General features: G+C 58.2%; 14 protein-coding genes and 1 pseudogene. 8 read left to right on the top strand and 7 right to left on the bottom strand.

All coding sequences use genetic code 11. From position 1 onward, the window contains the following. Nucleotides 1-46 precede the first annotated feature (46 nt). The 8 genes from H2515_RS00595 (at nt 47) to H2515_RS00560 (ending at nt 14,037) form a co-directional block, all read left to right on the top strand. Nucleotides 47-901, top strand: coding sequence for a DUF692 domain-containing protein (locus H2515_RS00595; RefSeq protein WP_198660663.1), 855 nt, complete (start codon nt 47-49; stop codon nt 899-901). Then, nucleotides 888-1,679 carry an HvfC family RiPP maturation protein gene (locus tag H2515_RS00590; RefSeq protein ID WP_223306844.1) on the top strand — a complete coding sequence of 264 codons (792 nt, stop codon included), beginning with the start codon at nt 888-890 and terminating at the stop codon, nt 1,677-1,679. Before H2515_RS00595 ends, H2515_RS00590 begins: the two co-directional genes overlap by 14 nt. Beyond that, nucleotides 1,676-5,068 carry an exodeoxyribonuclease V subunit gamma gene (gene recC / locus H2515_RS00585; RefSeq protein ID WP_071182729.1) on the top strand — a complete coding sequence of 1,131 codons (3,393 nt, stop codon included), beginning with the start codon at nt 1,676-1,678 and terminating at the stop codon, nt 5,066-5,068. The genes H2515_RS00590 and recC overlap by 4 nt, the downstream gene beginning before the upstream one ends. Continuing rightward, nucleotides 5,050-8,673 carry an exodeoxyribonuclease V subunit beta gene (gene recB, locus H2515_RS00580; RefSeq protein ID WP_232821477.1) on the top strand — a complete coding sequence of 1,208 codons (3,624 nt, stop codon included), beginning with the start codon at nt 5,050-5,052 and terminating at the stop codon, nt 8,671-8,673. Before recC ends, recB begins: the two co-directional genes overlap by 19 nt. 8 nt (nt 8,674-8,681) lie before the next feature. Then, nucleotides 8,682-10,610 (top strand): exodeoxyribonuclease V subunit alpha, encoded by a 1,929-nt coding sequence (gene recD, locus H2515_RS00575; protein ID WP_232821476.1) that lies wholly within the window; start codon nt 8,682-8,684, stop codon nt 10,608-10,610. A gap of 52 nt (nt 10,611-10,662) precedes the next feature. Beyond that, nucleotides 10,663-13,230, top strand: coding sequence for a cation-translocating P-type ATPase (locus H2515_RS00570; protein WP_198660661.1), 2,568 nt, complete (start codon nt 10,663-10,665; stop codon nt 13,228-13,230). Nucleotides 13,231-13,464: 234 nt separating this feature from the next. Beyond that, nucleotides 13,465-13,629 carry a hypothetical protein gene (locus H2515_RS00565; protein ID WP_014027622.1) on the top strand — a complete coding sequence of 55 codons (165 nt, stop codon included), beginning with the start codon at nt 13,465-13,467 and terminating at the stop codon, nt 13,627-13,629. A gap of 234 nt (nt 13,630-13,863) precedes the next feature. After that, entirely contained in the window at nt 13,864-14,037 is a 174-nt protein-coding gene (locus H2515_RS00560; protein ID WP_198660660.1) for a hypothetical protein, read from the top strand. A 454-nt stretch (nt 14,038-14,491) separates the two neighbouring features. Here H2515_RS00560 and H2515_RS00550 read toward each other — a convergent pair. The 7 genes and pseudogenes from H2515_RS00550 to H2515_RS00520 all read right to left on the bottom strand — a co-directional run bounded on the left by H2515_RS00550 (nt 14,492) and on the right by H2515_RS00520 (nt 23,137). Continuing rightward, nucleotides 14,492-15,531: pseudogene (locus H2515_RS00550) on the bottom strand (IS5 family transposase). Between the two features lie 64 nt (nt 15,532-15,595). Beyond that, nucleotides 15,596-16,174, bottom strand: a complete 579-nt coding sequence (locus tag H2515_RS00545; protein ID WP_014027620.1) for a cytochrome b/b6 domain-containing protein — start codon at nt 16,172-16,174, stop codon at nt 15,596-15,598. A 386-nt stretch (nt 16,175-16,560) separates the two neighbouring features. Then, the gene (locus tag H2515_RS00540; protein WP_198660659.1) at nt 16,561-18,960 is read right to left on the bottom strand and encodes a TonB-dependent receptor; all 2,400 of its coding nucleotides are present in this window, start codon (nt 18,958-18,960) and stop codon (nt 16,561-16,563) included. Between the two features lie 278 nt (nt 18,961-19,238). Next, entirely contained in the window at nt 19,239-21,638 is a 2,400-nt protein-coding gene (locus H2515_RS00535) for a TonB-dependent receptor (protein ID WP_198660658.1), read from the bottom strand. A 20-nt stretch (nt 21,639-21,658) separates the two neighbouring features. Continuing rightward, the gene (locus H2515_RS00530) at nt 21,659-22,057 is read right to left on the bottom strand and encodes an ExbD/TolR family protein (RefSeq protein WP_198660657.1); all 399 of its coding nucleotides are present in this window, start codon (nt 22,055-22,057) and stop codon (nt 21,659-21,661) included. Beyond that, complete coding sequence (locus H2515_RS00525; RefSeq protein ID WP_198660656.1) at nt 22,057-22,746, bottom strand: MotA/TolQ/ExbB proton channel family protein; 690 nt, start codon at nt 22,744-22,746, stop codon at nt 22,057-22,059. Before H2515_RS00525 ends, H2515_RS00530 begins: the two co-directional genes overlap by 1 nt. Nucleotides 22,747-22,765: 19 nt before the next feature. Continuing rightward, a complete protein-coding gene (locus tag H2515_RS00520) occupies nt 22,766-23,137 on the bottom strand; it encodes a hypothetical protein (protein WP_198660655.1) in 372 nt (123 codons plus the stop codon). Nucleotides 23,138-23,218 lie beyond the last annotated feature (81 nt).

Here is a 23,218-nt window from a genome sequence, read left to right as displayed (position 1 = left end):
GGCAGCCGGCGCCTTAACATCCCATAAGCGGGAGGGGCAGTCATCCATGCTATCTGCTTTGAGCAGCAATCCCCACACACCCGCCAATAAGGCGGTTGGTTTGGGCCTGCGCCGCGAATTCCTGCCGCAACTCCTTGCGACACCAGGGCACGGGGTGGATTTTTTTGAACTGGCCCCGGAGAACTGGATTAACTTCGGCGGCCGCCCGGCAACCCAACTCCGTACCCTGACCGAAAAGCATCCCTTCATCTGCCACGGTCTGTCTCTCTCCATTGGCGGACCAGCGCCGCTGGACATGGCGCTGCTGGAGGCCGTTCAGGGCTTTATGACGGAGCATGGCATCCACCATTACAGCGAACATCTCGCCTACTGTGCGGACCACGGCCAACTTTACGATCTGCTGCCGCTGCCCCTCACCGAAGAGATGGTACACCATGTGGCGGGGCGCATCCGTCAGACGCAGGACTTCCTGAAAATGCCGCTGATCGTCGAAAACACTGCCTACTACGGCGGATTCCGCCATAGCGCACTCACCGAGCTGGAGTTTCTGCTGGCCGTGCTGGAAGAGGCGGATTGTCGCCTGCTCCTTGATCTCAACAACCTCTACGTCAACAGCATCAACCACCACTACGACGCGGTGGATTTTCTGCGTGCGTTACCCGCCGGACGTATCGTCTATCAGCACCTTGCCGGTCATGCCCGGCACCCCCAGGGCTGGCTCATCGACACCCACGATGCGGTGGTCGAGGCGCCGGTCTGGGATTTGCTGCGCCGCAGTGAACAACTCTTCGGCCCCCTGCCCACCCTGCTGGAATGGGATAACCAGATTCCTCCCCTGCCCCGGCTTCTGGAGGAGCTCCAGAATGTGCGCCCAGTGCAGGAAGCCCGTGGCACAGCCTGAATCCGGCAGCGATCGGGCGCTGACCACGGCCCTCGCCGCGCATCTGCGCGCGCCTGTAGATCAGAACTGCCCCGCAGACTTCGATTTCCAGGCGGCGGAATTATACCGTGAACTGCTCGTCGGCAATTTTGCGGCGGCCCTGCAAGCCTGCTTCCCCCTCTGGATACGAGCGATGGGTGAGGCGCAGTGGCTGGCGTGGCGAGACGCCTTCATCGCCGAACACGCCTGTCGCAGCCCCTTTTTCCGGCAAATACCCGACGAATTTCTCGCCTACCTGTCTGACCGGCAGGCAGACCTTACGGCAACGCTCCCCTATGCCCTCGAACTCGCTCATCTGGAATGGCTGGAGCTTACTCTGGGTGTCGCCGAGACTGACCTGCCCCCCCAATGCGACACCGACGGCGACCCCTGGACCAGCACCGCCGTTCTGAACCCGGTGCATGCCCTGCTACAATACCGTTACCCGGTACAACGGCTGATCCTCGATCCGTCCTTCACCACGGCGCCGGGGCTTGCACCGGAGCCCAGCCCCCTTTTTCTCTATCGTGATGCGGAGGATGTCGTGCAGATGATCGTGCTGGATGCCCTTGGTCTCCGCCTTTTCGCTACACTGCGCGAAACTCCCATGCCCGGTGCCAGCCTTTTCGCCCAGTGGCGGGAGTGCGGTCTGTTGGAGCAAGCGACGGACCTGCACAGCCTGGAGGCAAGCATTCGCGCTTTTCTGCAACGGATGCAGTCCGCAGGGGCCATTCTCGGCACTATACCTACGCCTCCATGAGCCACCCGGCAATCGAACCGGGCTTTATCGTCCTCCACGGCGACCGTCTGGAATGGCTCAGCGATGCGGTCCTGGAGTGGCTGCGCGAGCACCCGTTGCAGCCGCTGGAAGAGGAAATCTTTCTCGTCCAGAGCAATGGCATTGCCGAGTGGCTGCAATGGACCCTGGCGGCCCATGAAGGCATCTGTGCCGCAGTGCGCGTCGCGCTGCCGGGACGCTTTCTCTGGGACAGTTATGGACGAGTGCTCGGCACCGGCATCGTCGCGACCCGCTCGCCCCTGGACAAGGCCCCCCTCACCTGGCGCCTGATGCGGCTCTTGCCGGAGCTGCTGCCCCAACCCGATTTCGCCCCTCTGCGGCATTTTCTGGGGCAATCGCAACGGCCTGGCGGTGCATTGGAACGGCGCTGGCAAATGGCCGCCCAGATCGCCGATCTCTTCGACCAATATCAGGTCTATCGTGGCGACTGGCTGGCGGACTGGGCCGCCGACCAGTCGTCCCTGCGCCGTGGCGATGGCGAACGTATGGCCCTGCCCGCCGACCAGCGCTGGCAATCCCGGCTCTGGTCGGCGTTACGGCACGACCTGCAATGCCGCGAACAGGATCAGGCACTGGGTCGGGCGCAGGTGCATGACCAGTTTCTCGCGGCCCTGAACGCCGGGCAGCCCCCCGCTACACCGTTGCCCCGCCGCGTTATTCTCTTCGGGGCCGCCACGCTGCCGGAGCAGAGTCTGACGGCGCTGGCCGCGCTTGGGCAGCAGATGCAGGTGATTCTCGCGGTACCCAACCCCTGCCGCTATCACTGGGCCGACATCGTCTCGGGACGCGAATTGCTGCGGCGCGAACGCCGTCGCCAGGCGTTGCGCAACGACCGTGATCTGTCGGCCGTTGCGCCCGCAGACCTGCATGTGGAAAGCAATCCCCTGCTCGCGGCCTGGGGCCGTCAGGGCCGGGATTTTCTCAATCTGCTGGACCAGTTCGATGAAACGGCAGCACTGCAGCAGCAGATGGACATCCCACGCATCGACCTCTTCAGCGAAGATCAGGGCGGCACCCTCCTGCGCCAGTTGCAGGTGCAAATCCGTGATCTGGAGGGTATCAGGCCGGAAACCTGCACCGCGCTGGCCGATAATGATCACTCCGTGGTCTTTCACATCGCCCACAGCGCCCTGCGCGAGGTGCAGATCCTGCACGATCAACTGCTGGACCGCTTCGCCACCGGCAAGCTACAGCCCCGCGACGTGATCGTCATGGTGCCGGAGATCGCCAGTTTTGCACCCCTCATCCGCGCCACCTTCGACCAGTATGATCGGGAGGATAAGCGTTACATTCCCTACCACATTGTCGACTTGCAAGCCCGCGACGAACAACCCCTGCTTCAGGCCCTGGACTGGCTGCTGCATTTGCCGGAACAGCGCTGCCGGCAGAGCGAAATCCGCGATCTCCTCAACTGCCCCGCCCTGCGCCAGCGCTTTGCTCTGGAACTGGAGGACCTGCCCATCGTGCAGCAATGGTTGACTGGTGCCGGCTGGCGCTGGGGCCTCTCGGCGCAACAACGCGCCGCCCTGGGCCTGCCCCATTGCGGCCCCCAAAACAGCGGCGCCTTTGCCCTGCAACGCCTCTGCCTCGGTTATGCCAACGGCGATGACAGCCATTTCGCCGACATCGAGGCCTACGGCGAGGTGGGCGGGCTGGACGCCGCACTCCTCGGCCCTCTCAGCCAATTGCTGGAGAAACTGGAGCACTGGCAGCACGTTTTGACGGAGTCCCTGACGCCGGAGCACTGGGGTGAAGCGGCTCGCGCCCTGCTCATGGACTTTTTCAGCGCTAGCGATGACGACGACGCAGCCCTCCTGCAAAATCTGGAAGAGACCCTGCGCCAATGGCAGGCGGACTGCGCGGCGGCAGATTTTAACGAAGCGCTCCCCCTCGCCGTGTTTCGCGGCGCCTGGCTAGAGATGCTGGATGCGCCGGATTTAGGGCGCAGCTTTCTCGGCGGCGGCGTCACCTTTTGTACCCTCCTGCCTATGCGCGCGGTGCCCTACCCGCTGGTCTGCCTGCTTGGCATGAACGAGGGCGACTACCCCCGGCGTAGTCCCCGCCTGGACTTTGATCTCATGGCACTGCCCGGCATGGCCCGCCCCGGCGACCGCTCCCGTCGCGATGACGACCGCTACCTGATGCTGGAAGCCCTCCTTGCCGCCCGACAGGGACTTTATATCAGTTGGGCCGGAAAGGATCAGCGCAACAACCGCGAAAGAGCGCCCTCTCTGCTGGTGACGCAGTTGCAGGATGCCATGCGCAGCGGCTGGCCGCTGTCCCTGGAAAAGCGCACTTTCGCGCATCCCTTACAACCCTTCAGCCTGGAATATCTGCTCGGCAAACCTGGACTATGCACCTGGGCCCGCGAATGGTATCCATCTCCGCACAGCGCCCCGGAAGACACCGCGCTCCCCAACCCTGCCGAGCTCACCCCCCGCCGCATCCGCGAATTGCTGGAGTTTTTCCGCCTGCCCGCACGCGCATTTTACCGGCAACGCTTGCGCACGGACTTCAACGAAGAAGACTTGGCAGAAGAAGACGACGAACCCTTCACCCTCAACGGTCTTGAAACTTATCACCTGCTCGAAGACCTGCTCCGCGGCGCCGAAAAAAATAGCCCGGAGACCACCGCCGCAAGGGTGCAGGCGCAGCAGCGCAGCGGTCAGTATCCCCTCGCGGGCATGGCGGCGAGAACCGCGACCGTACTGCTCGACGACGCCACCGCTATCCTCGCCGCCTGGCGGGAGATCAGCGCGGAATGGGCCGCAGCGCCACAACGACCGGCTATTATCCATGCTCACGGCCAAATGTTGCTGGAAGACTGGTTACCCGCTTTGTACCAAAATAACGCAGGAGACCTCGCCTGCATCCAGCTCTGCGCCAGTCGCCTGCTGAATAAAGACAGTAAAAAACCGGAAGGGGATAAACTCGCCGCCCTCTGGCTCCAACAATTGCTGGCCAGCGCCACCGGCCTGCGCTGCGCTGGCATTGTTGTGGGCCGGGATGTGCTTATCCGCGCCGCGCCGCTGCAACTGGATGCCATGGTCGCACTGGACGCTCTGCTGGATCTCTGGCAGGAAGGCCTCTGCCAGCCCCTGCCGGTCACCCTCAAAACCGCCCTCGTCAGCCTGCAAGGTAAAAACCCGAGTCTGATTTACGACGGCAATAAGCGTCGGCCTGGCGAAGTCCAGAAAGACCTCGGCCTGTTCCGCGATTACCCCGACTTCACCACCCTCAGCAGCACCCGCATTGGGCCCCGGCAGCGCGGCTTCGCTGACTATGCCGAAGCCCTCTACCGCCCCTTCGCCGATTGGCTGGAAACCCTGGAATGGCAGGCGCACCCATGACCACGATTCTCGACCCCCTGCACTTGCCCCTGCGCGGCAGCCGCCTGATTGAAGCCAGCGCCGGGACCGGCAAAACCTGGACTATCGCCGCCCTCTACCTGCGCCTGATCCTCGGGCATGGCAGGAAGGACGAATGCTTCACCCGCGCCCTCCTGCCCGAAGACATTCTGGTGATGACCTTCACTCGCGCCGCCACCCAGGAACTCAAGGAACGCATCCGTGATCGCCTGCAACATGCCGCCCAATACTTTCGGCGCACCGACACCCCCGCAGAGCCAGATGCTTTTCTCGAAGCGCTGCTGGCCGACCATCCCGATCCCAAAGCTCGCGCCCAAGCCGCGCACCAACTGGTCCTCGCCGCCGATGCCATGGATGACAGTGCCATTTTCACCATCGACGCCTGGTGTCAGCGCACCCTGCGCGAACACGCCTTTGCCACCGGCAGCGATTTCCGCGAAACGCTGCTCCTGGACGAAACGGATCTACGCAACGACGCTGTGCGCGATTTCTGGCGGCAGGAAATCTATCCGCTGACCGAGCCCGCCCTCAGTGAAGTCCTTCAACTCTTTTCCAGCCCCGACAAGGTGCAGCAAGAAACAGATGCCCTGCGCCGGCTCGACCCGCCCCTGCCCACCCCCGTGTCTACTCTGGCGGACTGGCTGCCCGCCGCCGTCACCGCGCCCCGGCGGCAACTTGCCGCCCTCAAGGTGCAATGGGCGGCGGAGCATGATGCGTTTGCGGAATGGCTACTGGGGATATTACAAGGTCCGAAATCGAGCAACCCGCTGAACGGCAAAAGCATCAGCGTAGCCATCGTCACGAGGACCCTCGCTGCACTGCGCGGCTGGGCAGACCGCCCAGAAATTCTGCTCCCTGATGAGCTGGCCATGTGTCAACGCCTCACCGCCAGCAATTTACCGTCCTACTGCAACAAAAATCAGACCATTACTCCACCCCCCGCTGCCGAGGTACTGGATACCCTGTTCAGTGCGTTAGAGGCCATCGCTCAACAATTCACCCAACTGCACGGCGCTATCCGCAGCCACGCCGCCGCCTGGATCAACGCCCGTCTGAGCCAGCTCAAGGCCAGGAGCGGACAGGTCAGCTTTACCGACTATCAACAGCGCCTCGCCGGGGTGCTGCACGACAAAATTCAGGGACCGGCGCTTGCCGCCCGCCTGCGGCAGAAATATCCCGCCGCCCTCATCGACGAATTTCAGGATACCTCCGCCCTGCAATACCAGATTTTCGACGACATCTACCATGCCGCCGACAACGCCCCCGACACCCTGCTCCTGCTCATCGGTGACCCCAAACAATCCATCTACGCCTTTCGCGGCGCCGACATCGACAGTTATCTGCAGGCACGCCGTCTGACCGAAGGCCGCCACTACGCGCTCGGCATCAATTATCGCTCCAGCCACGCACTGGTCAGCGCCCTCAACGCCCTCTATACCGCCGCCGAACACACCGACACCCAGGGCGCATTTGCCTATGCAGCGCCGGGCGCCGACAACCCGCTCCCCTACCAGCCGGTGCGGGCCCATGGCCACGAAAAGCTCTGGCAAGTGGCCAAACAGCCCGCCCCAGCACTCACCTTCTGGGCAGCAACCGAGTCACTCACCAAGGACCATTACAAGGCACTGCTGAGCGAACAGGCAGCAGAATGCATCGCCACCCTGCTCACCGACCCGACCGCCGTTTTCGCCGAAGACGGGAAAGATCCAAAGCCAGTCCAGCCCAAAGATATCGCCATCCTCGTCCGTGACCGCTTTGAGGCCGCCAGCATCCGTCAGGCGCTCCACCGTCGCCAGTTGCGCAGCGTCTTTCTCTCGGAGCGGGACTCCGTCTACACCAGCCATGAGGCCCGCGACCTGCTCCTCTGGCTGGAAGCCGTCGCCGATCCTGAAGACGCCCGCCGCCTGCGCGTCGCCCTCGCCCTGCCACTACTGGGACAACCGCTCAGCATCCTGGATGCCTTCAATCAGGACGAAACGGCCTGGGAAGCGCAGTTGGAGCAGTTCCAGGATCTCTCCCGGCAATGGCGACGGCAGGGGGTGCTGGCCATGCTCCACCACAGCATCCATCAGTTTGGTATTGCCGCCCGGTTGTTGACGCAGCCTGAGGGCGAACGCCGCCTCACCAACTTGCTCCACCTCGGCGAACTGCTGCAGCAGGCCAGCGCCACCCTCGATGGCCCCGAAGCCCTCATCCGTCACCTGCACGAGGCCATTGCCGCCGGGAGTGATCAGAATGACGCCCACATCCTGCGTCTGGAGAGCGATGCCGAGCTGCTGCGCGTAGTCACCATTCATGCCGCCAAAGGCCTGCAATATCCACTGGTATTCCTGCCCTTCATCGCCACCAGCAAAGCGGCCAGGGCCAGTCCGTTCACCGTCACGCACAGCGCCGCAGGGCAGCCCGCCATCCACTGGGAAAGCGGCGACACGACAGCCGCAGAAAGGGCACGCCTGCAGGAAGATCTCCGCCTCCTCTACGTCGCCCTCACCCGCGCCGAACACGCCCTCTGGCTGGGTCTCGCGGCACCCAAGAACGCGGGAACACCGATTTTTGCAAGCAGCGCCATCGCCCACCTGCTGGGCAGCGAACGCCCCGCCCGTGACCTTGCCACGCTGCTCGAAGATTGCGCCCGACTTTCTCCCGAAATTCGCGTCGAGATGCTCACGAACAACATTCCCACGACGCTGGCCGTGCAGCACTACAACAACACCCTTAATCCGCCTGCAGAATACACCACCAGCTTCGAGAAGCACTGGGGCGTCGCCAGCTTCTCCCATCTGGTGCGCGATCTCGCCGCCGACCCGTCGGCGCCACTGACACCCCGGCGCGCGCAGACCGGGGCTCCCTGGCATCGCTACCCGCAAGGCAGGAATGCCGGCAGCTTTCTCCATGACCAACTGCAACGCCTCGCCCAGAACGGCTTTGCCCAAACCGGTCAGGACCTCTTTGCCGAACAATTGCACAAGGCCTGTACCCAGGCCGGCCTGAGCGATTGGGCCGAGGAGAGCGCCGAATGGCTGCAAGCCATCATCCACAGCCCCCTCGCCCCCCTCCCGGCGACCCTCCACGACCTTACGGATTACCAAAGCGAAATGGCCTTCTGGTTTCCCAGCGACGCCCTGCGCAGCGATGACCTGGACAGGCTCTGCAAACAGCACGTTTTTCCCGGCGCAGAGCGCCCCAAACTCCCCCAGCGCGTCATCCACGGCATGATGCGCGGCTTCATGGACCTGATTTTCAGCCATGCCGGGCGCTATTACGTCCTCGACTACAAATCCAACGTCCTCGGCGGCGGCGATGCGGAGTACCACGCCGGAGCCCTGCGCGACGCCACTCTCGGCCATCGCTATGAGTTGCAATCCAGCCTCTATCAACTAGCCCTGCACCGTCTGCTGCGCCAGCGCATGGGCAGCAGCTACCGGCCCGCAACGCAGCTCGGCGGTACCCTTTTCTTTTTCCTGCGCGGGCTGCATGGACCGGAGCAAGGCATGCTCCATCTTCCCGCCGATCTCGCCCTGCTCGACGCCCTCGATGACCTGTTCGGCCTGCCACAGCGTATAGCTCAGCCATGCGTAAGCCCATGACCTCAGCCATGATGGACCAACTCCGCAGCTGGACTGAGGAAGGCTGGCTACGCCCCCTCGACCTCGCCTTTGCGCAGTTCCTCATCCGCCTGGACCCGCAGGCCCCGGCCCTCCTGCCCCTGGCGGGTGCCCTCCTGGCGCGCCTCGAGGGGGAAGGGCACCCCTGCGTCGCGCTAGATGACTTCCTCAGCGCGCCCGAACGCTTCCTGGACTGGCCCGCGCCGGAGCTCGCCACGCTGGCAACCGCGCTCGGTTACTGGCCCCACGCCGCCGCATGGACAGAAACCCTCGCCCAGAGCCTCTGCGTGCAGGTCACCGAGCGCAACATATCCGACCCGGCAAACAGCGCAGAAACACCTCTGGTCCTCAGTGCCACCCGCCTTTATTTGCGCCGCTACTGGCGCGACCAGCAATTCATCGCCGAAACGCTGCGCCAGCGTGCCCAACAGCGTGTCGCCGATACCGCCAAGCCCGAGGCCTTAAAACCCTGGCTGGAGCAGCTTTTCCCCGCACCTGACGAAACCCGCAACGAGCTCCCCTGGCAAAAAATCGCCTGCGCCCTCGCCCTGCGCAGCCACTTCGGCATCATCACCGGCGGCCCCGGCACCGGCAAAACCTACACCGCAGCGCGCCTCATGGCCTTGCTCATGGCGACCAGCAGCACCGCTCTGCGCATCGTCCTCGCCGCCCCCACCGGCAAGGCCGCCGTGCGCATTGACGAATCCCTGCAGAGCGCCGTCAGCACCCTTCCGCAACTGGGCCCGGGACCCGATATGGCCGCCGCCTTCGCCCGCCTGCGTCCGGCGCGCACCCTGCACAGCCTGCTCGGCGCCCGTCCCGACCGCCGCCGCTTTCGCCACAATGCCGCCAATCCCCTCGAACTCGACGTACTGGTGGTGGATGAAGCCTCCATGATCCATCAAGAGATGATGGCCGCCCTGCTCCGCGCGCTGCCGCCCACGGCCCGCCTCATTCTCCTCGGCGACCAGGACCAGCTCGCCTCCGTCGAAGCGGGCGCCGTGCTGGCCGAGATCTGCCAAGGCAGCGGTAGCTACGATACCGAGACCTGCCACTATCTGCAGGCCAGTTGTGGTGCCACACCGCAGCCCAACGACAGCGGCACCAGCCCCCTTACAGCAAGCATCGTCCGCCTGCAACGCAGTCACCGCTTCAACGCCGAAATCGGCGCTTTGGCGGATGCCGTCCACGGCGGTCACCCCGAAACCGCTATCCGCATCCTGCAAACTGCGCAGACCAGTACCCTCGCCTGGCAATCCGCCCCCGCCATCCACCAGATACTGGATCTCGCCGGCACTGAGATCGCCTATGGCCGCGTCTGGCAAGCGGCGAGACAGCCGCCGCCAAAAGACCCGCAACAACATAGCGCGTGGGTTAAGGCCATCCTCAAAGACTACGCCGATTTCCGCATCCTCTGCGCCTTGCGCCAAGGCCCTTGGGGCGTCACCGGCATCAACCGCGCCATTGAAGACTATCTGCAACGCCAGGGCATCTTGCAGAGCCGCGGCCTTTGGTATGTCGGCCGCCCCGCCCTCGTCACCCGCAACGACCCCGGCCTCGGTCTCAGCAATGGCGATATCGGCATCGCCCTGCCCGACCCGGATAGGCGTATGCGCGTCTATTTTCCCAACAGCGACGGCCCGCCCCGCGCCATCCTTCCCAGCCGTCTCAACCACACTGAAAGCGCTTGGGCCATGACCGTCCACAAGGCGCAGGGCTCCGAGTTCGCCCACACCGTACTCATCCTCCCGCCGGAAGACAGCCCAGTGCTGAGCCGCGAACTGCTCTACACGGCCATCACCCGGGCCCGCATCTGCTTCACCCTCATCGCCCCCCGTGCGCGCCTGGAAAACGCCATTCAGCGCCAGACGCGGCGCATGAGCGGGCTACATGCGGCCTTGTGCAATGCCAGCCGTTGAATGGCACCGGCATTATTTTGGCAAAATTGCCAGGAACCAGCTGATTTAGCTCATGGACATACGCCCCACGGCACCAACTAACGCCCATCATGTGACCGGGCTTACCCGCGCAACGGCGGCGCGGCGTTTGGCCGAAGAGGGTCCCAACCTGCTGCCGGGCAGCACGCCAAAAACGCTGCTGGCCATCGTGCTCGGCGTCCTGGTCGAGCCGATGTTCGTGATGCTGTTGGTGGCTGGCGGCATCTATCTGCTCCTGGGGGACCATGCCGAAGCGCTCTTCCTGCTGGCCTTTGTGTTCGTGGTCATCGGCATCACCCTGGCCCAGGAGCGCAAGACCCAGCGTGCGCTGGAATCGTTGCGCGATCTCTCCGCCCCGCGTGCCTTGGTGATCCGTGATGACCGGGAACTGCGCATCGCCGGACGCGAGGTGGTGCGCGGCGATCTCCTGGTTCTACACGAAGGCGATCGCGTCGCCGCTGATGCACAACTGGTGCAGGGTCAGCTCACGGTGGACGAATCCTTGCTCACCGGCGAGGCGGTGCCAGTGGACAAGCTCCCTAACCCGAAGATCACTGAGCTGGCCATACCTGGCGGTGATGGCACGGCAACCTTGTACGCCAGCACCTTGGTTACCAAGGGGGTAGGGTTCGCGATGGTCGGTGCAACGGGTACAGACACTGCGGTGGGACGTATTGGCCAGGCTTTGGCAACAACGGGAGAGATGACCTCCGGCCTGCAACAATCCACGCGCCGGCTTGTCCGTAACCTGACGGTGATCGCGCTGTTGTTGGCCGTATCGCTGTTTTTGGTGAACTGGTTGTGGGATGGACGTTCGTTGCTGGAGAGCCTGCTCTCGGGCATTGCCCTGGCCATGGCCATCCTGCCCCAGGAGATTCCGGTCATTCTCACCGTATTTCTGGCCTTGGGCGCCTGGCGTATTTCGAAAAAAAAGGTGTTGACGCGCCGCATGTCCGCCGTTGAGTCGCTGGGAGCGGTCACTGTGCTTGCGGTGGACAAGACCGGCACGCTCACACAAAATCGCATGGAGGTCGCGGAGCTGGCCGCAGGTGATGCGCATTTCATTGCGTCACAGGATGCCGATCTGTCCGAAGCCTTTCACCCCCTGGTCGAATTCGCCATGCTGGCAACGCCGGCAGATCCCTTTGATCCGATGGAAAAAACCATCCAAACCTTTGGTCACACGCGGCTGGCAGGCACCGAACACCTTCACGACGATCGCCGCCCCGAATTCCAGTACGATCTGTCACCCAACATCCTGGCCATGACCCGGGTGTTTTCTGGTGCGCGACCGGCCACCCATTTGCTGGCCACCAAAGGCGCCCCTGAGGCGGTGGCTGATCTATGCCATCTGGCAGATGAACTGCGATTCGCCATTCAGCGTCAGGTTGAAGCCATGGCCGAGCGGGGACTGCGGGTGCTGGGTGTGGCCAAGGGCGAATGGCAGGCAGGCAGCCCGGATGCGCCGTGGCCACCAAGCCAGCACGACTTTGATTTTACCTTCCTGGGCCTGGTCGGTTTTTTTGATCCGCCGCGCCCCGAGGTTTCCGCAGCGATTGCCGAATGTCGAGCGGCGGGAATACGCATTCTCATGCTCACTGGCGATCATCCTGCCACCGCGCGAGCTATTGCCAGGCTGATCGGTCTGTCCGATAGGCCAGAGGTTATCACCGGCGCCGAGATCGCGGCGCTGGATGACATCGGTCTGCGCCAGCGCCTGCTGCAGGTGGACCTCTGCGCTCGCCTACAGCCGGAGCAGAAATTGCGCCTGGTGCGGGTGCTGCAACAAGCTGGCGATGTGGTAGCGATGACCGGCGACGGTGTCAACGACGCCCCCGCACTCAAAGCTGCTGATGTGGGCATCGCCATGGGGGAGCGCGGAACAGACGTCGCTCGCGAAGCTTCTGCCCTGGTGCTGCTGGACGATAGCTTCGCCAGCATCGTCGCCGCCATCGCACAAGGGCGGCGCATCTACGACAACGTCGTCAAAGCGGCGCGCTTTGTCTTCGCGGTGCATCTGCCCGTTATCGCCCTGGCGCTGCTGCCAGCGATATTCAATTGGCCCATCCTGCTGTTGCCGGTGCATATTGCAGTGCTTGAACTGCTGATCGACCCGGCCTGTTCCACCGTGTTTGAGGCTGAGCCTGCGGCAGCCGACATCCTGTGTCGACCACCGCGCCCACGCGACGCTAACCCATTCGCTGCCGGTAACATTGGCTTTGCACTGGCGCAAGGCCTCGGGATCGCCATCATTCTTCTGGCCGGGTGTGCATTGTTGCAGAACTTAGGCTGGACCGAAGAAAACCTTCGTATCAGTGTGTTCACCGGCTTAGTGCTGGCGTTATTTCTGTTGATCCTGAGCAATCGCGACTTGGCCCATACGGCGCTGCGTAATCTGGGCGGTAATAATCCGTTACTGGCACCCATGTTCGCGGGTGTCGGTGTCGTGCTCGTGGCGACCCTGACGATTCCTTTTGTGCGCAATGTGATGGGCTTTGCTGCCATTAGCATGCCACCACTCCTGGTTGCCGGCGGACTGTTGTTGGCCTGTATCCTGTGGATGCAAATCGTGCGTTTGGTATTACCAATTATTTTGATTTAACTCCCAATGGACGGTCCTCAGAAAAATCTTCAAGGTACACTTCATTTCGCCAGCGATCATAAGAATCTACTATTACCACAGCTTGCAGCAAGGCCAATTGATAACTTGACATTCAACCTGCTTAACTGTTTTATTGCACCATGACAAGCGCGTGGATAAAGCGGATTGCTGAACACTTTATTAGCAGAAAGCGTCATAGTGCGATTTTTACAGTCATTGCATCGAGGGGATTTTATGGATATCATGAAGCGCTATAAGCGGTTAATTTATGTGGCGGCATTACTTTTTGTTGGTGCTTCCATGCTTTCTGGCTGTATAGTGGCTCCGCCGTATGGAGGCTATTATGGCGGCCATTACGGGGAAGGGCGCGGCGGGTGGCATCACGGTGGCGATGACTGATTACAACCCACCCTGTGCAATGCGTTAATAGTGACCGCCTGACATTGTTAACGCCTCTTTTTTTCAACATATGGAATCCTATGAAAAAATATCTATTGACAACACCGTTATTTATCCTGGGGCTCACCTTCTCCGTTGCCCACAGTGCGTTTGCTGACGACCAGGGTTACGCTCCTGGTTACTACATGACACCGCAGGCTTACTATGGTCAACGTACAGACTATAGGTCCCGTGATGAGCACAGATACAGAGATGGTGAGCGACACAGAGAAGATCGGCAGCATAGGCGCCGAGATTATCATCGCGGCGACCATTAGGCAGCCGATCCCGGGAGTCTACGGATCTCTATTTGCGCAACCGGATACCCAAAATTTTACCTTCTGGCAAATGGCGCGAGGCGTCATGTAGCGCACCCGGTGGTCATGCTTGCTGGCCCACAGCCAAACTGGCCAGCCACCTTATAATACGAAGCACGATGAGGGATTAATGTCGCGGTGACGGCCGGCAGTGTGAGGCCTGGCACGACACGACGAGCTCGGCCCGGTGAAAAAGCCGGGCCGAGCTGTGTCTGAATACATCGCCATATCCACAAATGCAGAAAGTTAACACTACTCAGATATATACCGGCTCCCCAGGGCCGCCGACTATTGGAGCATTCCAGTAGTGGCTTCCTGAAGGGGAATAAACATATTCTGGGGAATACCTACTAAGGGGCACTTCGAATAACAAAAATTTCACGACTTGAGAATGGAATATCCCCCTTTCCTCGCCACTTTCAGGCGATTTTTACGCACTATCCCTACTTTATCTGCGTATTTCCAGTATTTTTAGCCTTTTTCGTGGGCTTTGGACGGATTGATCCCTACCTGGCCACCGATTGCTGCATTAAGCAGGTAAATCGCCGCATGTTATAGACCAGATTCATCATGCCGATTTTGACTTCAGCGCGAGCCATACCAATGGTGCGCAGAAACTTACCACCCTGCTGTACCATGGCGCCAAAGGCATGCTCAACCCGTGCGCGGTGGTGTGACCGGCGCGTGTTGGCCAACTCCTGGGCCTTGGTCAAGGGCGGTTGCGTTGCGCCTTCTCGTGGATTCGGCTGCGGTAACCTTTTTGACATAGCATTTGCTCCGCTTCCGTTGAACGATAGGCGCTGTCCGCAAAAACCTGTACGCCCTGATTCTCCGGGTCCAGAAGCGCTTCCAGGCACTGACTGTCATGCACAGCGGCATCCGTGACCATGTACTGATGAATCAGCTTGTGGCGCTTGTCCACGTTGATATGGTTCTTGTATCCGAAGAAACTGCGGCCATTCTTTTTGGTCCAGCGGGCATCGGTGTCTTTCTGGCGGCGCTTGGCGGGCTGATCCTGCCACGTCTGGGGCGTTTCGCCCTGATTGACCTGTTCCCGCTCCTTCCGGTGCATCCGTTGCCGTGGAACCGTCACAAAACTCGCGTCGATGATTTGCCCGGCCCGTGCGGCGTAGCCGGCTTCCCGCAGAAAAGCATGGAAGGCCGTGAACAGTCGCTCCGTCAGTTTGGCCTGGGCCAGTGATTCACGGAATAGCCATAAGGTCGTGTTATCGGGTACGGCTTCCTCCAACCCAAGCCCCAGGAAACGCTGAAAACTGAGGCGATCCCGAACCTGGTATTCGGTTTGTTCGTCGCTGAGATTGTGCAGTTGCTGTAACACCATCATCTTGAAGAGCAGCATCCGGTCGTAGGGCTTCCTCCCTCCCGGCCCTTTGGGTTTGGCCTTCGGCACACTCTCCAGAATTGGGCGGAAGCGCTCCCAGGGAATGAGCCGGTTGAGCAGCGGCAGGCCGTCGCCCAGCAAATCCAGTTCCCGCAACCGGCGGTCTCCGGGGAAAAATCCTGTTTGCCCTACCAGTCCTGCCATGGTTGCTCTCCCTTCCAATCGGCTCCCTATATTTTACTGGAAGTGGGGAGTTTTTCGAACCGCCCTAAGGTCTGAATATGCGCAGAATGGCTGGTGATTTTGCGGCATGAAGCGTAGCCATGCCGATATGACCCCACCAGTACAACCAGACAAATGACGAAAGAAAATCGTGCATTTTCTTGGGAATCTGGTAGAAGCTGATCGGGGCTGCCACTCCGTAATTTGGAATTAAGAAAAACATGATAAATCCTAAGAAGGCCATACCGGTCACGGCAAGTAAACCAAGACCATGTATCATGCCCGGTAAACCGCCGCGCATCCCACTGGGTGGCAACCTTCTCTCTGCCAGCCCCTTTATATCGCTGCATATATTTTCTAAATACTCGCCACTGTACGGGAAAAGGTGTGCGCGTATGCTTTTGTTATAGAAAACCTGGGTCCAGAATGCAATAACAATGACTGTGGCGAACATGCCAACCCACATGTGGGCATGAAACAATAAATGCCGAAATGGAAGCTCGCCAAACTTTTTCCATATGGCTTTCATATCGAGCTCACTGAAAAGCAGAAAAGTCACCACCAGTGCAAATCCCACATGTATCCATCGCGTACTTCTTGGCCATTCTTGAACATTTTCAGACATGGAAATCCCCGTAATTTGATGATATATAATTTGTAAAATAAAGCTGATTATTCACCGATCGAATCTTAACAGGTGACGCCGCATGTTGCAATCATCAAAGCTGTTTTGCATATTACTAAAAATCATAAATATAATGATTAACTGTCATGTTGTGTTTGGCTTTTTCCTAACTGGCAATTAATGGCAATAATGCAACAACCTCATATCATTACAGTTCCCATCCTATAATTTATCATCACGCCACCGAACACGAACGCAGCCCACCTTCCCGGACTGATGGGTGGGTATTCTCATAATAATCGGTATTACTGAAACCCTTTGACAAGTTATGATGCTATCACTTGTCAAAGGGCAGCGCGTCACAGGACGCAGTGCCCTAAAACAGCTTAGAACTTGGCCGATACCGTCATAAAATACTGCCGGGGAGCACCCGGATCAGCCAGAATGGCACCAGTACTGTTACCACCGAAGTACCCGCCACTGGTAATGTACTCAATGGGGTTGTACTGTGCGTCAAAAAGATTGTATATCCCCACCGAGAGCTTCACGCCTTTTAGAGTCGGTATGTATTGATTCAAACGGCTTGTTTTTATCCCAAGGCTAAGGTTAGAGACGTTGTATCCCGGCTGCTTCTGATGCGATGGCGCACCGGTCACGTTGTTAAAGAGATACTGTGAGCTCGTGTACTGATCCACAAACTGGGGTGAGAACAGGAAGCCATGATAGTAGTACCGATAATCAATACCTGCACTCATGGTAAGGTCCGGGCTATAAGATACATTGGCACCATGTAACGTCGTACCCCCACCCTGCGGAGTATATGAGGTATAGTACGAGTGATTGAATGCCAGATTAGCAAACAGATGCCAGTTCCAGGAGGGATTGTCGGCAATCGCGATATTTACGCCATTCACCACCGCATTCGCCGATGCAAATTTGGTTTGGGCGATATTGCTCAGGTAAGTCGCTATGGTCTCATTGGCCAGATGATCATAGTAGTAGTTGATGTTGAATGTGAAATTATGAAGCATCATCCAGTTGTGCACCATGAACTTGGCACCCACTTCATAATCCGTACTTTTTACCGGCTTCAAGCTATTGAAGTCGATGCCACCGCCGTGGCTATTATAGGCCCCAAAGTTATTATCAGTAGGATTTTGATAAGACCGGGCATAACTGGCATATATGGAACCCCACTTTACCGGGGCAAAGCGAATGCCAACCGAAGGTTCAAGACCGGATATGGTGTCCGCAGAGCTATTGATCAGCGTCTGATTCTGAGCACCGGCAGGAAGGTTGGTGAATGCCTGGTTCCCGTTATTATACATTTGGGTCTGGTACTGGACTGCAGCAATGCCCGGCGTAATCTTGAAGCCGGAAAACGGCGTGATCGTGTCTTGAATAAAGCCCGTCAAATAGTTGTTATACAGCACATCACTATTGTACTGACTGGGAAACGACGGACTGGTGCCGAGAAGCGTGTTGTATCCGGCATAGGGCGTGGTGAATTGTTGGTGAATCCATGACCCACCTGCTTTCAGGAGATTCATCGGCAGATGCCAGTCAAAATACAGTTTGTCTCCATAGGTGTCTGATGTCGGATTGTAATACTCCGAATTCGCACTATTCCCTGGTATATAATTGTTAACGCGATAATGCACCCGGTGGCCATGGCGATACCACGCCAACTCATGTAGCGTCACATCTTTACTGAGGTGGAGATTCAGCTTGGAGTACAGCATGTAGTCTTGTACCTTCAACTGTTTAAACCAGATGGACTCTGGCAGTGATGCGTAATATCCACTGGTCTGCTGACTATACAAAGGCGCATTGGCGTTCAGACCTTGGGTAGTGATGCCCTGTATGGGAGTAACCGGGATAAAATTAGGTCTGAACTCGCGCGAGCTATCTACATAACCGCCGAGGCTGAAGGTGCCACTTCTGAAGGTCTTCACCGCCTTACCAAAATAGGCAAAGGACTGGGCTGGGGCACTGAACGAACCCGTGCGGAAGGTGTTGTTTTTCGTATAGCCTCCGGCCAGAACAGCGGACCAACCATCGTACATCCCCGTTTTGAGATCGAAGTTGTAGCCGAGCGTGCCGTTACTTCCGAATGAAGTCCCTATTTCAGCGCTTGGTTTTACCGATGGCTGCAGCGGTACGAAGTTGATGGTACCGCCGATACTGTCGAACCATCGCCCGGCGGGATTTCCGGGACCGTAGGTCACATTGATGCCATGGATCATCTGCAGGATCGGGATTTCGTTGGAATCCCAACCACCATTGTGTGAAATCAAATTATTCATAGGGATCCCGTCAAACAGCACCGTCAAGCCATTGCGCTCGACGTCACCGTTCACCGATGACCAACCGACCTTCACGCCGCGCACGGCGATTTCATAGCGCGCGGTCGATGCGATGCCGCCATAACCACGGACAGCGATACCGGGCGCCAGAGAGAGCGCTTGTGCAGCGCCGGCGGCTGGCCCAACCCCTTTAATTTCACGCTTTCCGAGTACCGCCTGGGATTGGGTGGATTTGAATATTTTCTTTTTGGTCAGCTTACCATCGGTGCTGGCCAGCGCTTTGGCCGAATCAGAAAGTGCGTTTGCTGAAGCGTTCACTTCACCAATACTGGTGGATTTACTGCCCGCATTTTGCACCTGAGAAACGTTACGTCCAGGCACCGAGTCGGCACCGAAAGCTGTTGTTAGGGTACTCAGTGTACAAAACCCCGCAGTACACATTGCGAACAATAACGGGTTAATAAAAAACCGCTTACTCATTTTTGGCTCCTGTGTAAAAAGATGCTCGCATAAAATCATGTGATGCCACCATGTTGCTCACGCAACAAACAAAATACTACAGGAGAATTATGACACTCAGATTACGCTACAATGACCATAATATGACATTCCACATTTAAAAAACCGAGGCGAAGGAATGTTTCGCCCCGGCTAACCGCATTACTTCGTGATGCTATAAATAAGTTTTAATATCAGATAGTTAACAACAAGCACGGCTAAGCGTGAAAATCACACCTAGCCATAATGGAACGTGGCGTCTACGCAAAATGACCTTCAAGGCTGACATAAACCGCCCGTGGCATACCCGGATCCGCTAACATCTGGCCGGCCACACCATAATACCCACCGCTGGAGATGTATTGATAACTGTTATATTGCTTGTTGAGCAGGTTCAACACATCCACATTCACCGACAGTTTGTGCAAGGCAGCAAACAGATATTGATGCCCAATATTCACTCTCAACGCCGCATTCCAAATGCCAAAAGCAGGCAGCTTCTGGTTGGTTGGTGCCCCGGTGTTGTTATTGTAGATATTCTGGGCACCGGTATATTGCCACCATATTCTGGGCTCATAAACCACTCCGGCATGGTACCACTGGTAATAAGCGCCAATGTTCGCCGTCTGTGCAGGGACATCGGATACCGGCATCCCATCATAGGAAACCCCATGCGAATTCACATAATTTGAATACACGGCCTTTTCAAAGCTGAGATTGGAGAAAATATGTATATTATACAATGGGTCATCTTCGAAATACAGGTTCACTCCGCTAAATGTCGACGATCCTGATGCAAACTCACTATACAGATGGCTTACCACGGGGATGGGGATGATCTCGTTGGTGTCATTCAAGTGATAATAATTGGCGCCGAACGAAGCATGGTTGAGGATCCCGTCATGGGGTACATAGGCTTTGACACCGAACTGATACTGCGATGAGGATTGCGGCTTCAGTGAAGACGCCAGCATATGCGCATAGGTCCCGGTCGCCCCGGCCGGTGCTTTATATGCGGTGGAGTAGTTGGCATAAACCGCGACATTCGGGGTGATTTGCCAATTGGCGCCGATCGATGGTTCCACGTCCGTGAAGTTGGTAGATGAATTAGGCTGACGATCCCCGCTGGTACCATATGAATTAACGCCATTGCTATACCCGTTGAGGGGGAACTGGGCCGCTTCATTGTTGACAAAGTTGGTGTTGAATGTCACTACCCGCAATCCTGGGGTGATGCGTAGATTGCTGACGGGTTGTATATCATCCTGAATGAAAGCTGCCAGGTCAGTCATATACATGTAGGAGCTATGAGAGTCCCCATTAGGTACCGCAAGACTGCCATTTACCGGCGCACCAACTATAGGGTTGTACTGTGCCTGTGCAGGACTAGAATTGTAAAACTCCAGAAGCGAGTTGTATTTGTTGTTGAGAAAATAGCCACCAAAAGTAACCGTATTCCATGGCAAGCGGTCGGTAAAGTATAGCTTGTCACCATAGGTGTCCGATTTTGCCAGATAATATTGGTTCAAGGCGCCAGGACTATAGGTATTATAGTGCAAGTGCTCCCGTGACCCGTGACGGTACCATAATAGATTGTGCAGCGTTAAGTTGCATGATAAGTGGTCATAAAACTTCGAGTACAGAATATAGCTGGTATTGAACGCTTCCTTCCAATATACGGAATAGGGTACCGTAGTATAAAATCCGGTCGTCTGCTGACTGTAAATAGGCCCAGGGTTTGAATTACCGTTGGCATTAATCCCGTTAACGGTGACATTGGAGTTGGGGGAAACAGGGATCGCTAATGGTCGATATGAAACTCCTCTGGCGGCGTATGCACCAAAGCTGAAATGGCCGCCATGGAATCTTTTGATGACTTTCGCATAATAGGCGTAATTATTGCTGGGATTGTTGAACCCATACCCGTTCAGGTAGTTGCCAGCACTCGTCATGCCTCCCGCGATAATGCCCGACCAGCCATCAATATTGCCGGTGCGTACATTAAAGTGGACGCCACGCGTGTTGAAGCTGCCGTAAAAACCTCCGATACTGGCACCCGCTTTGGCGGTAGGTTGCAAGGGAAGAAAGTTGATGGATCCCCCGATATTATTGAACCAGCGGTTTACCGGATACCCAGGGCCATAAGTGACGGCAATACCTTTGATCATGGACATCTGTGGCACCTCTGGGGAGCCCCACACACCATAGGCGGGATCGACCATGGGGACACCATCAAAAGTGACCATGACCGTGCCGTCATTCGCATTGCCAGCAATATTGCTCCATCCGGTCTTCATGCCGTTAATACTGATCGTCGTTCTAGAGCCTCCGGCTGGCGAGTCGGTTTGCGTGTTCACGCCAGGGGCGACCGCCAGTGCTTGGCCAGCACCCCCTGCAGGTCCGGCGGTCTCCATTTGTTTCTTACCAATCACCTTGACGGATTGTGTGGACTCGAAGACTTCCTTTTTGGTGGGTACTTTACTCAGTGTATTCAATGCCAGTCCGGCTGACACCCGCCCAACATTAACCGCGCCATGAGTGGGAGCAGAAGTGGTTGATGCAGTGGCCCCGGCTTGAGCCGCCGCCATGACGGTAATGTTCAGTGCGCCCGTGGCGGCAATAGCCACTAGCAGAGGTTTTAACGGCAGTTTCTTGTACATCTCGTACTCTCCTTTTTATTTCAGCGGGGTTTTGCGGCAATACCAATATCACTGACCCCTGCCTTCTGGCAGGCATCCATGACGTGAACGAAGTCTTGAAACGGTACGGCTTTATCAGCGGCGATGGTGATCTGGGTCTTGCCGGGGTTGCCGTCACGGGCGAGCAGTTGCCTGAGACCGGCAAGATCATAGTGCTGCCCCTTGACCGCCACCGTCCCATCTTTCTCGATGTTGATGGTGTAATGCGGGTGCGGCAGCAGCTTCGCCTGACTGGAGGCGGGCAACTGCAAGTTCAGCCCCTTGTCCGGGATCATCTGCAACGTAATCATGATGAAGAACACCAGCAGGAAGAGCATAATGTCGATCATCGGGATGATCTCGACCCGCCCCTTCCTCTGTTCGAAATAGCGCCGTTCCATCAGCCCGCCCTCGTCACGGTCGCTGCCATCTTCGGCATCGCGGTCTGGATATTCCCCGCGCCGTCGGTGATCGGGTGTCCGTCCATGCGGTTGAGCAGCATGGTCTTCACCGAATCCAACTGCAGCAGAATTTGCCGCACCTGATTGTTGAAGGCGTTGAAAGCCACCAGGCCGGTCATGGCAATGAAGAGACCGGTGGCGGTGGCGACCAGGGCATCCGCCACCCCGCCCGTCACCGCCGCCGGTGCGTGTCCTGGTGCGGCCAATATGGAGAAGGCGTGAAACATACCGATGATGGTGCCAAAAAGTCCCAGCAGTGGTGCCAGGGTGATGATGGTGTCCAACACCCATAGGCGACGATCCAGTTGCGGCGCCATGACCAGGATGCTCTCCTCCAGGCGACTGGCCAGTGGATCGCCCTGCACGTGTCCCGAGTGGCTCGCCGCCGTTTGCAAGAGCGCCGCCTCCGGCAGGTCGCCTGCGGCATCCGCGAGGGTTTGCAGGGCACCGCGATCCAAGCGTCCGTGCTGGGCGAGCTCCTGCACAAAAACGGTGCCGCGCAGCATGGTGCGGCGCAGATACCAGAACCGGTCGACAATAACGCCCAGGGCGACCACAAGAAGGCCGGCCAGCACATAAAGCACACCGTCGGAGTAATTGGCGAGGTGGATGAGGTAAGCGGTATTCATCAATAAGACTCCTGAAATATCAGAAAGAAACGGCGCCGAAGCGCGCGCGGAAGAAGAAAAATTGGTGCTGGGGGTAGCGTCCTGCGCGACTTGTAGATGCGGCAGGACCCTTGGATGAATCGACGGCTGTTACCGGGCAGGAAGCCCGGGTAACCGACCCGAATGGTGCTTCCCGGTCAATCCAACTGCTTTCCGGCGGTTTGCCGGCGAGAAAGCGAAGCGGAGTGAGTCGCTGTGTGCCCAAGGCGGCTTTACAACGATGCAGGCCACTGGCCCGAAAGCTCAACCCGATATAGGCAGACAATCGATCAGGCAAGGCGTGGGCAATCAAAATGTGTCCCGCCCCGGCACACACCAACGGGTATGCCGGGCTTTGTATTACGGTGTTCATGCGGCTACCTCTTTATATGCGCCGGGATGTATCCGACGACATCAAAAGTGGAGGTCTTTTGCCTCTTGGAATAGCCCCATG

The sequence above is a fragment of the Acidithiobacillus ferrivorans genome (assembly GCF_016250455.1).
Classification (GTDB): Bacteria; Pseudomonadota; Gammaproteobacteria; order Acidithiobacillales; family Acidithiobacillaceae; genus Acidithiobacillus; species Acidithiobacillus ferrivorans.
This window is presented reverse-complemented; position numbering and strand designations above follow the sequence as displayed.

Bases quoted from the DNA above. Each gene is read 5' to 3' on its own strand.
- H2515_RS00595 (WP_198660663.1), top strand. From the start codon at position 47: ATGCTATCTGCTTTGAGCAGCAATCCCCACACACCCGCCAATAAGGCG.
- recC (WP_071182729.1), top strand. From the start codon at position 1,676: ATGAGCCACCCGGCAATCGAACCGGGCTTTATCGTCCTCCACGGCGAC.
- recB (WP_232821477.1), top strand. From the start codon at position 5,050: ATGGCAGGCGCACCCATGACCACGATTCTCGACCCCCTGCACTTGCCC.
- recD (WP_232821476.1), top strand. From the start codon at position 8,682: ATGATGGACCAACTCCGCAGCTGGACTGAGGAAGGCTGGCTACGCCCC.
- H2515_RS00570 (WP_198660661.1), top strand. From the start codon at position 10,663: ATGGACATACGCCCCACGGCACCAACTAACGCCCATCATGTGACCGGG.
- H2515_RS00565 (WP_014027622.1), top strand. From the start codon at position 13,465: ATGGATATCATGAAGCGCTATAAGCGGTTAATTTATGTGGCGGCATTA.
- H2515_RS00560 (WP_198660660.1), top strand. From the start codon at position 13,864: ATGAGCACAGATACAGAGATGGTGAGCGACACAGAGAAGATCGGCAGC.
- H2515_RS00545 (WP_014027620.1), bottom strand. From the start codon at position 16,174: ATGTCTGAAAATGTTCAAGAATGGCCAAGAAGTACGCGATGGATACAT.
- H2515_RS00540 (WP_198660659.1), bottom strand. From the start codon at position 18,960: ATGAGTAAGCGGTTTTTTATTAACCCGTTATTGTTCGCAATGTGTACT.
- H2515_RS00535 (WP_198660658.1), bottom strand. From the start codon at position 21,638: ATGTACAAGAAACTGCCGTTAAAACCTCTGCTAGTGGCTATTGCCGCC.
- H2515_RS00530 (WP_198660657.1), bottom strand. From the start codon at position 22,057: ATGGAACGGCGCTATTTCGAACAGAGGAAGGGGCGGGTCGAGATCATC.
- H2515_RS00525 (WP_198660656.1), bottom strand. From the start codon at position 22,746: ATGAATACCGCTTACCTCATCCACCTCGCCAATTACTCCGACGGTGTG.
- H2515_RS00520 (WP_198660655.1), bottom strand. From the start codon at position 23,137: ATGAACACCGTAATACAAAGCCCGGCATACCCGTTGGTGTGTGCCGGG.